We start from the raw sequence: 14,202 nt of genomic DNA, 5'->3' as shown, positions 1-14,202 counted from the left end.
CGCCCTGATCGGGCTCGCCCGCGATGCCGGGTTCGGCCCCTGGCCGCGCCGCCCGCTCGATGCCCGCGACCTCGTCATCGCCGCCCTGCTGCTGACGGCTGCCGCGCTGCCGCACCTCCTGCTCGTGGCCGCGCGCCTGCGGCCGCGGCGGGCGGCCTGAGCACGGACAACCCGGTCGATGTCTTCCGCAAGGCGGGCCGGTGTGGGTTGATCGAACGCGCCGGAAACGCTTAAGCCACAACGGGAAGCGGCGGCGTCGGCGGGAGGCCGGCCCTCATAAGCCGCGTGCCACAGGGCAGGAGGGATGAGGATGGCGCAGGACCGGAGCGCGGAGCGCCCTTGGCTGGCCGCCTATCCCCCCGGCATTCCCGCCGACATCGACGTCGACTCGGTCGGCACCGTGGTCGATCTGTTCGACCGCAGCGTCCTGCGCTTCGCCGAGCGCCCGGCCGTCACCTGCTTCGGCGCGAGCCTGCGCTACCGCGAGGTCGGCGCCGCGGCGCAGGCGGTGGCGGCGTGGCTCGCCGCCAACGGCTACGGCAAGGCGGGCCGGGCGAGCGAGGCGGGCGCGGAGAGGATCGGCGACCGCGTCGCGGTGATGATGCCCAACGTCCCGGCCTGTCCGGTGACGCTGCTCGGCGTGCTGGTGGCGGGCTGCACCGTCGTCAACGTCAACCCGCTCTACACCCCGCGCGAGCTCGCCGCGCAGGTCAACGATTCCGGCGCCCGCGTCCTCTTCGTGCTCGAGAATTTCTGCCACACGGTCGCGCAGGCGCTGCCGCAGATGCCGAGCCTGGAGCGGATCGTCGTGGCGGGGCCGGGCGATCTGCTCGGGCTGAAGGGGCGGATCGTCGATTTCGTGTCGCGGCGGGTGAAGCGGGCGGTGCCGCCCTACGCCCTGCCGGCCGAGCGGACCCTGCGGTTCGAGGCGGTGGTGCGGGCGGGCCGGGGCCTCAAGCGGCCCCCGGTCCTGATCGAGCCCGGCGACGTCGCCTTCCTGCAATATACCGGCGGCACCACCGGCATCGCCAAGGCGGCGATGCTGACCCACCGCAACGTCATGGCCAATATCGAGCAGAGCCGGGCGTGGTTCCGCGGCTCGGCGGAGGACGGCGACGGGCGCGTGGCGGTGACGGCGCTGCCGCTCTACCACATCTTCGCGCTGACCGCCTGCTTCCTGTTCTTCTTCCGGCTCGGCGGCTGCTGCCTGCTGATCCCCAACCCGCGCGACCTCGACGGCTTCGTGAAGACCCTGAGCCGCACCCGCTTCACCAACTTCGCCGGCGTCAACACGCTGTTCAACGCGCTGAACAACCACCCGAAGATCGGCACGGTCGATTTCTCCAAGGTGGAATACGTGGTCGGCGGCGGCATGGCGGTGCAGTCGGCGGTGGCCGCCCGCTGGAAGGCGATCACCGGCCAGACCATCCTCGAAGGCTACGGCCTGTCGGAGACCTCGCCCGTGGTCAGCGTCAACCCGCTCGGGCTCGCCGACTGGACCGGGACGATCGGCTATCCCTTGCCCTCGACCGAGGTGACGATCCGCGCCGAGGACGGCACGGTGCTGCCCTTCGGCGTGCCAGGGGAGTTGTGCGTGCGCGGGCCCCAGGTGATGGCGGGCTACTGGAACCGGCCCGAGGAAACGCGGGCGGCGATGACCGCCGACGGATTCTTCCGCACCGGCGACGTGGCGGTGATGACGCCGGACGGCCAGATCCGCATCGTCGACCGGATGAAGGACATGATCCTCGTCTCCGGCTTCAACGTCTACCCGAACGAGGTCGAGGACGTGCTCGCCACCCATCCGGCGGTGGTCGAGTGCGCGGTCGTCGGCGCGCCCTGCGGCGAGAGCGGCGAGATGGTCGTCGCCCACGTGGTGCTGCGCGATCCCTCGGTGGAGCCGGACGCCCTCCGGGCGCATGCCCGCGCGAGCCTCACCGGCTACAAGGTGCCCCGCCGGATCGTGATCCAGGACAGCCTGCCGAAGACCAATGTCGGCAAGGTGCTGCGCCGGGCGCTGCGGGAGGAGGGGAGGGCGGACGTCTGAGGCGGCGATCCGACGGGATGGCCGCTCGGCCGCGAAAGCCGACCTTCGCCCCGTCGCTCGCGCACAGCGCGATCGGACAGCGCCCGGACCACGTCTCTCAGCGCCCGCCGTCGAGCACTCCACGACGAACGACCCAGTGTGACACTGCGACGGCAGCGGCTGGATGCCCTCCCTCAAGCCCGAGCGGCGCGGTGCCATCGTCGGCATCTGCAGGGCGAGATTTCTGTCCGAAGCGGTGGCGTGCGACGAGCACGATCAGCTGCCTTCCGTCCCCCGCGAGAATGACGAAGCAACGCTCCCAAGCAAAATCGAGCATAAACGTCGGCCAGAACAGTAAAATTCTGGTTACATAAATTTCAATGCTCCCAACTCGCGCCCTCTCACGGACGAGCGGGTCAACATTGCTAGGATTTTGGCCATCTCGATGATTTATCAATATTACTGCGAATATTATACAATTTTATCTGGATACGCTAGATTGAATTGCAAATACATCAGGGAACATCGGTAGGATCTTACACCTCTTTGACTTGAAAAAGCTTCCCTTAAGCTGTAAATGACCTGCCCATGTGCGGCGGGCCCACTTCGTGCGGACAGCAGATCAAATTGAAAATCCCAAGGCATGAACGAGCTTTTTTGATGATTGCGAGTTTGATCCGCAGATGCTTTCGCGCGACAAAAAAAAGGAGGAATTATCAATATCGAATCATCAAAGCCAAAATGGATGCAAACTATTATATTAATAAATATGCAGACGTCGGGGGATTGCAAAAACAGGTCGGCAAATTTGATCCGGTCCGCCATTATATAAATTATGGCGCCATTGCCGGATATGACCCGCACCCACGATTCAGCACGTCATACTACATATACAACAACAGAGACGTGGCCGAAAGCGATCAAAATCCGTTTTTTCATTACATCAAACACGGCGAACACGAGGGCCGAGCTCCGAGCAAAAATTGGGATGGCCGGTCTATTTGGCAGAGTGTCGATGACAGGATCGTTACGGCATCCCCTCCCGACGATGAAGAAAGGCGTCGGATTGAGTTGGATACGATCAGAACCGAGTTCGACACCGAATTTTATATCCGCCAATACTCAGACATCGGCGCGGTGGCTTCGAGCCTCACGACTTTCGATCCAGCATCTCATTTCGCCTCTCATGGAGTGAGGAGTTGCGCGACCCCAACAGCGCATTCTCGACGGCGTACTATGTTCGGATGAATGCCGACGTGCGGGCTGCGAACATCAATCCCTTCTACCACTACGTCGCGTTCGGCCGCGGCGAGGGGCGCACGGCGCAGCCATCGATCGTTCGACGGTTCCAGCCCGTGCCCGGGTCCGCCAGCGTGCTGTTCGTCTGCCATGCCGGGCAGTTTACGGGCGCGGAGGTAATGCTGAGAGACGTCATCGAGTGGTTCGCCAACAATACCACCTACCATATCACGGTGCTCGCTCTCGAGTACGGGCCGATCTTCGAGCATTATGCAAAATTTGCTCACGTTATCGTCATCAACGGGATTGAAGACATTGCTTTTGCAGTCAAACACGGGCTCTGTGACAGAAAATACGATTATATTTATTGCAACACGATCGTAAGCGGCGACTTTGGTGAAGTTTACTCGAATTTGTTTGGAACATCTCGTCCGCCGCTGATCATGCACGTCCATGAGATGAAAGAGACAATAGCACTTTATCGAAACAACTTCGAAAGAATCAGACCGTACATATCACAATATATCGGCGCTTCGCAGCGTGTGAAAGAAGACCTGACCACTTATTTCGATGTAGATGCGGATCAAATTTCCGTTTTCGAGTCTTTCATCAGAATTTCCGCCCAAAGCACGAAAGATATCTCGATCATGCGGCGCGACGCGCGGATGCAGCTCGATCTGCCGGACGACGCATTTGTCGTCCTGGGGGCTGGATCGGTCTATCCGCGCAAGGCTCCCGACATCTTCGTTGAAACCCTCAAAATCTTGCTCGACAGATCGAGCCATCAGAATGTCATTGCCGTCTGGCTGGGCAACGGCCCAGACTACCAAGCGATCTGCGACTGGACGAGCCGGATCGGCTTGCAGGATCGGATCCGCTTCGTTGGACATAAGTCGAATGCTCGCGAGCTCATCGCGGCGGCAGATATCTTCTTTCTGCCATCACGGGAGGACCCGTTTCCCCTCGTCTGCCTCGAAGCGGCTCAGTATGCAATACCGACGGTTTACTTCAAGGGCCACAGCGGAATTGACACCTTTACGCAGGAGGACGCTGGCTTCGGCGTCGAGAGCTTCTCTGCAGAAACGGCGGCCTCGACGATCGAGATGCTAATCGCGCGCAGGGCTTCTCTGGATGACGCCGGCTTAAATGCGCGACTACGGGTCTTACGCAAGAACAGTCAGACAGCTGTGATGCCGATCCTATTTAACAAACTGCGGACTGATTATCGAATCGATCCATCGCTTTCGGTCATCATACCGAACTACAATCATGAGCGCTTCTTACCCGAACGAATCGGCTCCGTGCTGGCTCAGGACTTCATGGACATGGATGTGATCATCCTCGATGATCTGAGCACGGACAACAGCCTGTCCGTCATCGAGCGGCATACCCACGATCCACGAATCTCGGTTCACCCCAACAGCATCAGGAGCGGATCGCCGTTCCTGCAATGGAAAAAGGGCCTCTCGCTGGCACGGTCCAGCTATGTCTGGATTGCCGAGAGCGATGACAGCTGTACGACGAACTTCATTGAACATGTGTTCGCAAGTTTCGTCAAGAACGACATCAACATATCGTACTGCAAGACGATCAATATCAATGAGAACGGGGAGCGGACAACAACAACTCTCGACAACTACCTGAAAGCAGCCGCAGGCAACAAATTCGAGACGAGCTACGATAAGGACGGGCGCGAAGAGGTTGAATCCAGCATGGGATTCACCTGCACGATCGTCAACGCAAGCGCGGCGATCATGCGCAAATCGGCACTTGAACGAGCGATCGGCCTCGCCGACGACTTTAAAATGTGCGGTGACTGGATCATTTATCTCGACATGTTACGCAGTGGCGGCATCTCCTATACGGTCGAGGCGAGCAACTTCTTCCGTCGTCACGCTGGATCAGTCGTTTCGATCCTGGAAGGGAGCGATATATACTTCGATGAACGAGAAAGAATTGCTCGATATGTCGTTCGTAATTTCTACCTTCCTGTAAAAACGACCAGCCGGATCGTCCATGAGCTGGAAAAAGAATGGGATCGGTTCGCTCATATTCCAAAGGTGGGCACGAAGCAGCTCCTGTCGAAAAACCTCCGGTTGGGCTCCGGTCCAAGCAAGGACCGGCGACACCTCGCGCACATCGCCTTCTACGTGCACGGAATGATGTTCTCGCGCGGCGGGATCGAACGGCAGGCGGCGAGCATCGCCAATCACTTGAGCCGCCTCGGCCATACCGTCTTCGTCTTCTGCCGCGTCAGCGACAGCAAAGTCTGTCCCTACGAACTCGATGAACGCGTCAGCGTGATCCCGGTCTTCGACGAGGGCAGTTTGACCTCGGCGGTGGCTGCGCTGCGGGCAATGCTTGTCGATCACGGCATCGAGATCTTCATTCCGATGCTGTCGGAGTGGTTGTTCGAGCCGGTCGTCGCGGCAGCCGATGGATTGGACATCCTGAGAATCGTTTCTGAACACAACGATCCGTCCGTGATCGAAGCACAATGGTGGGACCGGAGCGGTCGGCTGCGGTGCTTCGACAAAGCTGATGCCGTTCACCTGCTCCTGGAGAAGTTCAAAGCCTCTCTCACCGATACGATCGCCGCGAGATCCGTCATCATTCCCAACGGAGTTTCGCCCGACGTCCGCGGCTTCGCAGACCTTTCGTCGGTGAAGCGCAGGATCATCGCGGTGGGCCGTCTCGCCAAGCAGAAGAATTTCCTCGCGTTGATCAGAGCCTTCGCGATCGTCACACCGGATCATCCGAATTGGGAGCTTGCGATCTTCGGAGAAGGTTCAGAAAGGCAGATCCTCCAAGACGAGATCGATCGTCTTCGACTGGTCGGCCGTGTTCGGCTGAACGGCGAAACCACGGCCATCCACGACGAGATGATCGCGAGCGACTTTCTCGTCGTGCCGTCGCTGTTCGAAGGCTTTGCCATCGTGGTTGTCGAAGCGAAGAGGGCAGGGCTACCGGCCATCGCTTACGCCTCCTGCAACGGTCCGAATGAACTGATCCGCGACGCCGTCGACGGAGTTCTCGTGCGATCCGATGCTGAAGAGGATTTGGACGGTCGAGCACTGGCCGATGCGATCGCGCGGATGATTGTCGATGGGGAGCGTCGGATCGCGATGGGAGCGGAGGCCCTGAAGAGCTTTTCCGATTATGATATCGGCAAGATCGCTGAGCAGTGGGAAAATCTAATCAATCGACTTATGCTGGAGAAGTTGGCAAGAAATATATACCGGCATACGCCTTTTCAAGCGAAAGGTATGGTCGATCCTGAAACGACGAAGAATTCGAAGCTGGTCGCGATGGCAGGTTGATACACCGACCGATTACGCTTGTTCGTTATGTCTCAGCTGATGCCGACGATCCTTCGGAGGAAGCTCGTTTCTCGCAAGTCCGGGGCGACGCGCATGAAAATGCGCACGAACAATCGAGTTGCAGCACCATTGTGCAGTGCGGAACCGCCCCCGCCAGCGATCATTCCCCCCTGACCAGGAGGTGATCGATGGCGCAGGCCCACGCATTCTTCGATCGGCTGATCGGCTGGATCGTCCAGTGGCCCTGGTGGGTCGCGAGCCCGGTTCTGATCGCCGGCTGCTGCGCGCTGGTGCTGCCCCTGCACGCGGTGGCGGACCGGTTCGCGCAGCGGGCGGTGAGCGGGAAGAGCCTGTTCTGGCGCTCGCTGGTCGCGCGCACCCGCGGGCCGAGCCGGCTCGGCCTGCTGGTCGTGGCCCTGGCGCTCGCGGTCTCCACCGCGCCGCTCACCTGGGAGATCCGGCTCGTCCTCAACCAGGTGCTGCTCGTCGCCTTCGTGACGCTCGCGGGCTGGACCTGCGCCACGGCGATCCACATCGCCACGGTGATCTACCTGCGCCGGTTCAAGCTCGACGCGGAGGACAACCTGCTTGCCCGCAAGCACTTCACGCAGATGCGCATCCTGGAGCGGGCGGCCCTGACCCTGGTGGCCATCGTCACCGCCGCCATCGCCCTGATGACCTTCGAGCCGGTGCGGCAATACGGGGTGAGCCTGCTCGCCTCGGCGGGCGCCGCCGGGCTGATCCTCGGGCTGGCGATGCAGCCGGTGCTCTCCAACCTCGTGGCGGGCATCCAGATCGCCATCACCCAGCCGATCCGGATCGAGGACGCGATCATCGTCGAGAACGAGTGGGGCTGGGTCGAGGAGATCACCGCGACCTACGTCGTCGTGCGGCTGTGGGACTGGCGCCGCCTCGTGCTGCCGCTGACCTACTTCATCCAGAAGCCGTTCCAGAACTGGACCCGCGAGGGCGCCTCGCTGATCGGCTCGGTGTTCCTCTACGTCGATCACCGGGCGCCGATCGAGGCGATGCGGACCGAACTCCGGCGGATCGCGGGCGCGTCCCCGCTGTGGGACGGCAACGTGGTCAACCTGCAGGTCTCGGATGCGCGGGAGGGCGTGATCGAGCTGCGGATGCTGGTGAGCGCCCGCAACGCGCCCCAGACCTGGGACCTGCGCTGCGAGGTGCGCGAGAAGATGATCGCCTTCCTGCAGAAGGAGCACCCGTCCGCCCTGCCGCGCCAGCGCGCGGAATGGGTGAGCCCCGAGCCGCCCCATCCCGACTGCCGGCCCGCGCCCGGATCCGAGTCTGGCAACGCGGCCGGCTTCCGCGGCGAGCGCCCGCTCCGGAGCGATCCCCGCGCCGCGGCGGCCTGAACGGGAAGGGACCCGGGGCGGTCCCGCAGGGTCAGAGGCCATCGCTTTCAAGCGATGGCCTTGGTTTCTTTCTTAGCCTCGATCGCCGGCGCCCGCCTACGCGGAAAGTCTCGGTTCCTTGGGCTTCCGCTCCGCTCGACGCTCTTCGCGCCGCGAAGCGGTTCACCCGGCTTCGAGCGATCGCCCTCGGCCAGGTCCCGTCCGCTTGCCTTACGGCGAGGACCGGATCAGCAGCTCGCGTGGCCGCACTGGCGCACGTCGTTGATGGTCTTGCGCATCGGCTCGACGCCGACGGCGCCGGGCAGGATCTCGTCGCCGATGACGAAGGCGGGGGTGCCCGACAGGCTGAGCTTGTCGCCGAGGCCGACATTCTCGGTCAGCGCCGCCTTCACCTCCGGCCCCTGCGCGTCCCGCTTCAGGCGCTCCACGTCGGCGCCGAACTCCTTGGCGACCGCGATCGCCCGCTCGCCGTTGATGCGGCCCTTCGTCTCGAGCAGCTTCGCGTGATAGTCGAACATCTTCTCGGGCTTGAGCTGCAGCTTGGCCGCGAGCGCGATCCGGCTCGCCTCCAGCGACTCGGCCCCGAGCACGGGGAAATCCTTGAGCACCACGCGCAGCTTCGGATCGGACTTGATCAGGGTCTGCACGTCGCCGAACGCCTTGCGGCAATAGCCGCAATTGTAATCGAAGAACTCGACCAGCGTGACGTCGCCGTTCGGATTGCCGGCGACGATGCCGTGGGGCGAGTTGACCAGCGCCTCGCGGGACTCCTTCAGCGCGGCGGCCTGGGCGAGCTTCTGCGTCTCCTGGGCGCGGCGCTCGCCCTCGGCGATCGCTTCCTGGAGCACGTCGGGGTTCCTGACGAGGTAGTCCTTGACGATCCCCTCGATCGCCTTGCGCTGGGCGTCGGTGAAGGGGGCGGCCTCCTCCGCACGGGCGCCCGCGGCCGCGCCGAGCGTGAGGCCGCCGGCGAGGGCGAGGGCGGAAACGGAGCGGAACAGCGTCATCGATACCTCGGAATGCGTGTCGGCGAGATGCATGTCGGGACGAAGGCCCGGCCGGAACGTTCGACACGGCGTTCCAACCGGCCCCGCGCGACGGGACTATGGCACAGCGCGCCCGCCGCGCCGATGCGACACGGATTTCGACGGGTGCCGCCGCCCGGACGGCCTCGGCTTGGATCCTGCTCCCGCGCTGCGGCGATTTCGCGGCACCGGCTGGGCCATCGCTCGAACGCGATGACCCTGGTCTTCTTGCCGGCCCCGATCGCCGGCACCCGCCTCCGCAGGCTCAGGATCTCGCTCCGCTCGGCACAATTTAAAACTTGAGGTTGTCAATTTCCCGCCCCGCTCCGGCCTATTTCGAGACTTGAGGTCATGAATAGCGCGCGTCGCACCCCGAAGCCGCCAAAGCTGCTTCGAGCGGTCGCCGTGACGGCACCGGCCGCTCATCTCAGAATTCCACCGAAGATCGCAGTATATTATCGATTCGCTAAAGGATGCACTTCAGGCTCTCGGCCGGCCGCGATGAAGCCGGAACGGGCGAAACGGGGAGCACAGCGTGATCGTCGTGGTGAGCGATCGTCCGGATCGTAGCCAGCCTCTGGTCGATGCCGTGCGCGCCGTCGCCGAATGCCGGGTCGTCGGCACCGAGGAGACCTGGGATCGGATCGGCCCGCTGCGCGGCGTGATCGCCGACATCACCCTGAGCCGCCCCGAGGCCAAGCGCTGCCTGCGCCTGCTGACGAACCGGCCGGCGCGCACGCGCACGCCCCTGATCTGCCTGACCCGCAGCAGCGGACACACCGCCTTCACCGAGGCGCGCAATCTCGGCGCCACGCTCTGCCTGTCGGCCCTGGCCGAACCGCGCATGGTGGTGGGCTCGCTGGTGCGCGAGGTCTGGCCCGACAAGTCGGTGGCCGACCTCGTCATCACCCGCGAGGCCCAGCGGGCCGGCACGCTGATGACCAGCCTGTTCGCCTCCGCCCAGTCCGGCGCCGTCGACATGTCGAACGTGGAGCAGGGCGTCGATCCGGTGCTCGGCGCGATCCAGGAGGGCGGCCTGTCGCGCTGGCTCGACGAGGTGTGGGCCCACGACGACGTGACCTTCCAGCACTGCCTGCTGGTCTCCGGCGTCGTCGCCGCCTTCGCCCAGAATCTGGGTCTCTCCGGCGCCGACAAGCAGCTGATGACCCGCGCCGCCCTGGTCCACGACGTGGGCAAGTCGCGCATCCCCCACGCCATCCTCAACAAGCCCGGCCGGCTCGACGACGACGAGCGGACGGTGATGCAGACCCACGCGCCGATCGGCCACGAGATCCTCAGCGCCTCGGGCGGTTGCGACCCGGTGACGCTTGCCGTGACCCGCCACCACCACGAGATGCTCGACGGGTCCGGCTATCCGGACAAGCTGTGCTCGCGGGAGATCAGCGACCCGATCCGGCTGCTGACGATCTGCGACATCTACGCCGCCCTGATCGAGCGGCGCCCCTACAAGGCGCCGATGTCGAGCCGCGACGCCCTCGCCATCCTGTCGAGCATGGACGGGAAGCTGGAGGCCGGGCTGGTACAGGCGTTCGGCCGGGCGGTGCAGGACACGCCCTGACACAACCTCCGGCAGGGATTGCGTCGGACGGCGTCCCGTATCAACGACGGGAGGCACGACACCGTCGCGTGGCCGTCCCGCGGGACCCCGCGCGACATCCGACCTCGACCCGCCCGTCGCCTCCGGGGCCCTGTCCATGCTCTCGCGCCGATCCCAGCCGCGCGCCGCGCTCTCGGCCCTGACGCTGTCCCTGATAGGCCTCGGCGCCGCGACGGCGGCGGAGCGGCCCGAGGATCGCGGCGGCGAGGCCCGTCCCGCCGAGGACAGGCCCGGGACGGCGCGACCGGGGAAGGGATCCGGGGCGAAGGCGGACGGCCGCGAGGCTCCGGACGACAAGGCGCCGGAGAGCAAGGCGCCGGACGGCCGGCCGCCGGTCACCCTCGACGAGAAGGGCATCACGGTCCGCCTCGACGACGGCAGCAAGGTCCGCATCGGCGGCCGGCTCCACGGGGATTTCGGCACCGGGCGGGTGCAGCAGCGCGGGTTCGGCACGGTGTTCGAGGAGCCGGCGGCGATCCGCCGGGCCTGGATCGAGACCTATTACAGCCTCAAGGACTTCGAGTTCGCGTTCCAGTACGACCTCATCGAGCCGAAGATGCCGGTCAACGACGCCATCGTCGCCTACAAGGGCTTCAAGGACGTCATCATCACCCACGGCAACTTCAAGGAGCCGTTCAGCCTCGACCAGCTCATCAGCAACAACGTCACCCAGTTCGCCGAGCGCTCGCAGGCCGATGCCTTCGCCCCCGCGCGCAGCTTCGGCACCGCCATCGGCACCCACGGCGAGAGCTGGACGGCGGTGACGGGCGTGTTCGGCGGGAACATCAACAGCGGCCTGCAGACCAACGGCATCGCCTCGACCACCCGCGTGACCTACACGCCGTGGCGCGCGGAGAACGGGAACGACGTCCTGCATCTCGGCCTCGCCGGCAGCTACCGGGCGCTCGGTGACGATGCCGGCGACCTCAACCTGTCGAGCCGCCCGGAAGCCTTCCTGTTCAGCCGCCCCCTCGCCGACACGCTCACGATCCGCGACGCCACGGCGGTCGGCCGCGTCGGCCTCGAGGCGGCGTGGCAGCAGGGCCCGTTCCGGCTCCAGGGCGAGTACATCCTCACCGATGTCGAGCGCCGCGACGGGCGCCCGCCGCTGTTCTTCCAGGGCGGCTACATCCAGGCCTCGGTGGTGCTCGACGGCAAGGGCCGGCCCTACCGGGTCGCGCCGAACTACGGCAGCGAGTACGGCGTCTTCACCGGCGTCGAGCTGGAGGATCGCCAGCGGGTCAGCCGCGGCGGCACCGGCGTGTTCGAACTCGGCCTGCGCTACAGCGCCATCGACCTCGAGTCGCGCGACGTGCGCGGCGGCATCGAGCACGATTTCACGGCGGGCGTGAACTGGTACCCCGACCGCAACATCCGCTTCGTCTTCGACTACGTCCGCTCGCACGCGGCGCCCTCGGCGGAATCGCTCGATTTCGGCCGCCGCACCGTCGACGCGGACGTGTTCATCGGCCGGGCGCAGCTCTTCTGGTAGGCGGGAGCCCGCGGTTGAGCGGGGCGCCGCCAGGGTCTACCTGCATCCGGGTCCCGCCCCCGTGAGGAGCCCGCCTTGAGCCCCGATCCCGCCCTCTCGCGCCGCGCGCAGGCCGTGGCGCCCTTCCTGGCGATGGACGTGATGGCCGCGGCCGGCGCCCGCGAGCGGCGCGGCGAGGGCGTCGTCCACATGGAGGTCGGCCAGCCCTCGGCGCCCGCACCCCGCGCGGTGATCGCGGCGGCGCAAGGTGCGCTCGCCGACGGGCGCATCCCCTACACCGAAGCCCTCGGGCTCCCCGCCCTGCGCGAGCGCATCGCCCGGCACTACGCGGAGACCTACGGCGTGAGCCTCTCGCCGGAGCGGGTCGTCGTGACGACGGGCTCCTCGGCCGGCTTCGTGCTCGCCTTCCTCGCGCTGTTCGACGCGGGCGCGCGGATCGGCGTGCCGCGCCCCGGCTATCCGGCCTATGACGGGATCCTGCGCGCCCTCGACCTGATCCCGCAGCCGCTGACCCTGCGCGCGGAGGACCGCTACGCCCCGACCCCCGCCCTGATCCGGGCGGTGCACGGCGCCCAAAGGCTCTCGGGGCTGCTGGTGATGAGCCCGGCCAACCCGTCCGGCACGGTGATCGAGCCGGCCCGCCTCGCCGACCTCTGCGCCACCGCGCGCGCGCTGGGCCTGCCCTTCCTCTCCGACGAGATCTATCACGGCCTCAGCTACGGGGTGCCCACGGCGACCGCGCTGCAGTTCGACCCGGGCGCGGTCGTCATCAACTCGTTCTCGAAGTTCTACTGCATGACCGGCTGGCGGGTCGGCTGGATGGTTGTGCCCGACGCCCTCGTGCGCCCCATCGAGCGGCTGGCGCAGAACCTCTACATCTCGGCGCCCTACCTCTCGCAGGTGGCCGCGCTCGCCGCCTTCGACACCCTCGACGCGATCATTGCGATCCGCGAGGGCTACGCGGCCAACCGCGCCCTGCTCCTCGACGCGCTGCCGTCGCTGGGCTTCTCCGGCATCCACCCGGTCGACGGCGCCTTCTACCTCTACGCCGACCTCGCCCGGCTGACCGACGATGCCGGCGTCTTCTGCCGGCGCATGCTCGACGAGGCGGGGGTCGCCGCGACGCCCGGCCTCGACTTCGACCCGGAGGAGGGCGGCCACCACATCCGCTTCTCCTTCGCCGGCTCGCAGGCGGAGTGCGCCGAGGCGGTGCGGCGGCTGAAGGGGTGGCTGGGTTCGTAGCCGGTCAGAGCGCCTCACGCGGCGCCGATCCCTCCTCCCTCTGCGGGGGAGGGTGGCCCCGAAGGGGGGTCGGGAGAGGGGAGCCCGGCTTCCGCCGGTTCGACGCCGGCTGGAAAGGGCACCGTCGCGCTGCCCCTCGCCCGCCTGCTCCGCAAGCACCCTCTCCCGCGGAGGGGAGAGGGATTTGGGAGCCTTCCCTCGGGTGAGACTTACTCGCCCGTGAGCGCCGCCTTGGTACGCGACCACCAGCCGGCCCGCTTCGGGCGGTTCGGATCGGGCGGGGTCAGGACCACCGCGACGGGCTCCGGCGCGGGCTCCCGGCTGGCCGGGGCCGCCGCCTCGGTCGCGGCTTCCGCGACGGCCTCGGCCCGGATCGGCTCGGCCTCCGGGGCGGGGACGACCGGCGGCGGCTCGGCGGCGCTGCCGTTCTCGGCGTCGAGCGACACCCGGGTCACGTCGGCATCGTTCACCGGCTCCTCCGGCCCGACCGGAAGGGCGTCGGAGGCGGTCTCCTCGGGATGCGCCTCGAACACGGCCTCGCCCGTCTCGGATTCCTGCTCGGAATCCTGATCCGCGTCCCCGCGACCGTTGCGCTCGGTCCGGCCGCGACCGCGGCCGCCCCGGCGCCCGCGGCGGCGGCGGCGTCCGTTCTCATCGGTGGAGTCGCCGGCCTCGGCGGCCGCCTCGGTCGCGGTCTCGTCCCGCTCGGCCGCGGCGCCGACGGCCTCCTCCTCCTCGGCGGTCTCCGGCTCGGATTCGGGCGCGTCGTCGCCGTCCTCGGAACCGTCCTCGGCCCCGTTCTCGTCCCGCGCGCGGGCCTCGCCCTCACCGGAGGCGCGTCCGCCGCGGCGGCGGCGGCGACGG

Annotated in this window: 8 protein-coding genes and 1 pseudogene; 7 read left to right on the top strand and 2 right to left on the bottom strand. The window is 66.1% G+C overall.

Features of this window, described 5'->3' with window-relative positions; translation table 11 throughout:
* The first annotated feature begins 310 nt into the window (after positions 1 to 310).
* The 4 genes from MFF42_RS20235 to MFF42_RS20220 all read left to right on the top strand — a co-directional run bounded on the left by MFF42_RS20235 (position 311) and on the right by MFF42_RS20220 (position 7,961).
* A complete protein-coding gene (locus MFF42_RS20235; protein WP_238257350.1) occupies positions 311 to 2,047 on the top strand; it encodes an AMP-binding protein in 1,737 nt (578 codons plus the stop codon).
* Between the two features lie 639 nt (positions 2,048 to 2,686).
* The gene (locus tag MFF42_RS20230) at positions 2,687 to 3,274 is read left to right on the top strand and encodes a hypothetical protein (protein WP_238257349.1); all 588 of its coding nucleotides are present in this window, start codon (positions 2,687 to 2,689) and stop codon (positions 3,272 to 3,274) included.
* On the top strand, positions 3,226 to 6,585 hold the full coding sequence (locus tag MFF42_RS20225; RefSeq protein ID WP_238257348.1) for a glycosyltransferase: 3,360 nt from the start codon (positions 3,226 to 3,228) through the stop codon (positions 6,583 to 6,585). The genes MFF42_RS20230 and MFF42_RS20225 overlap by 49 nt, the downstream gene beginning before the upstream one ends.
* Before the next feature lie 188 nt (positions 6,586 to 6,773).
* Entirely contained in the window at positions 6,774 to 7,961 is a 1,188-nt protein-coding gene (locus MFF42_RS20220) for a mechanosensitive ion channel family protein (RefSeq protein WP_238257347.1), read from the top strand.
* A 227-nt stretch (positions 7,962 to 8,188) separates the two neighbouring features.
* Here the strand turns inward: MFF42_RS20220 and MFF42_RS20215 are convergent, their stop codons facing one another.
* Positions 8,189 to 8,968: a DsbA family protein gene (locus MFF42_RS20215; RefSeq protein ID WP_238257346.1), complete on the bottom strand. Its 780-nt coding sequence runs from the start codon at positions 8,966 to 8,968 to the stop codon at positions 8,189 to 8,191.
* Between the two features lie 553 nt (positions 8,969 to 9,521).
* On the opposite strand from MFF42_RS20215, the gene MFF42_RS20210 reads away from it, so the two are divergent.
* From MFF42_RS20210 to MFF42_RS20200, 3 genes are all read left to right on the top strand, one after another.
* On the top strand, positions 9,522 to 10,565 hold the full coding sequence (locus MFF42_RS20210; RefSeq protein WP_238257345.1) for an HD-GYP domain-containing protein: 1,044 nt from the start codon (positions 9,522 to 9,524) through the stop codon (positions 10,563 to 10,565).
* Positions 10,566 to 10,701: 136 nt separating this feature from the next.
* Positions 10,702 to 12,096 (top strand): OprO/OprP family phosphate-selective porin, encoded by a 1,395-nt coding sequence (locus MFF42_RS20205; protein ID WP_238257344.1) that lies wholly within the window; start codon positions 10,702 to 10,704, stop codon positions 12,094 to 12,096.
* A 75-nt stretch (positions 12,097 to 12,171) separates the two neighbouring features.
* Positions 12,172 to 13,338, top strand: coding sequence for a pyridoxal phosphate-dependent aminotransferase (locus MFF42_RS20200; protein WP_238257343.1), 1,167 nt, complete (start codon positions 12,172 to 12,174; stop codon positions 13,336 to 13,338).
* Positions 13,339 to 13,547: 209 nt separating this feature from the next.
* Here the strand turns inward: MFF42_RS20200 and MFF42_RS20195 are convergent.
* A pseudogene (locus MFF42_RS20195) lies at positions 13,548 to 14,202 on the bottom strand (ribonuclease E/G); the annotation flags it as partial.

The sequence above is a fragment of the Methylorubrum podarium genome, assembly GCF_022179745.1.
GTDB lineage: Bacteria > Pseudomonadota > Alphaproteobacteria > Rhizobiales > Beijerinckiaceae > Methylobacterium > Methylobacterium podarium.
This window is presented reverse-complemented; position numbering and strand designations above follow the sequence as displayed.

Excerpts from the sequence above, each read along its gene's own strand:
- MFF42_RS20235 (WP_238257350.1), top strand. The coding sequence starts at position 311 with ATGGCGCAGGACCGGAGCGCGGAGCGCCCTTGGCTGGCCGCCTATCCC.
- MFF42_RS20230 (WP_238257349.1), top strand. The coding sequence starts at position 2,687 with ATGATTGCGAGTTTGATCCGCAGATGCTTTCGCGCGACAAAAAAAAGG.
- MFF42_RS20220 (WP_238257347.1), top strand. The coding sequence starts at position 6,774 with ATGGCGCAGGCCCACGCATTCTTCGATCGGCTGATCGGCTGGATCGTC.
- MFF42_RS20215 (WP_238257346.1), bottom strand. The coding sequence starts at position 8,968 with ATGACGCTGTTCCGCTCCGTTTCCGCCCTCGCCCTCGCCGGCGGCCTC.
- MFF42_RS20205 (WP_238257344.1), top strand. The coding sequence starts at position 10,702 with ATGCTCTCGCGCCGATCCCAGCCGCGCGCCGCGCTCTCGGCCCTGACG.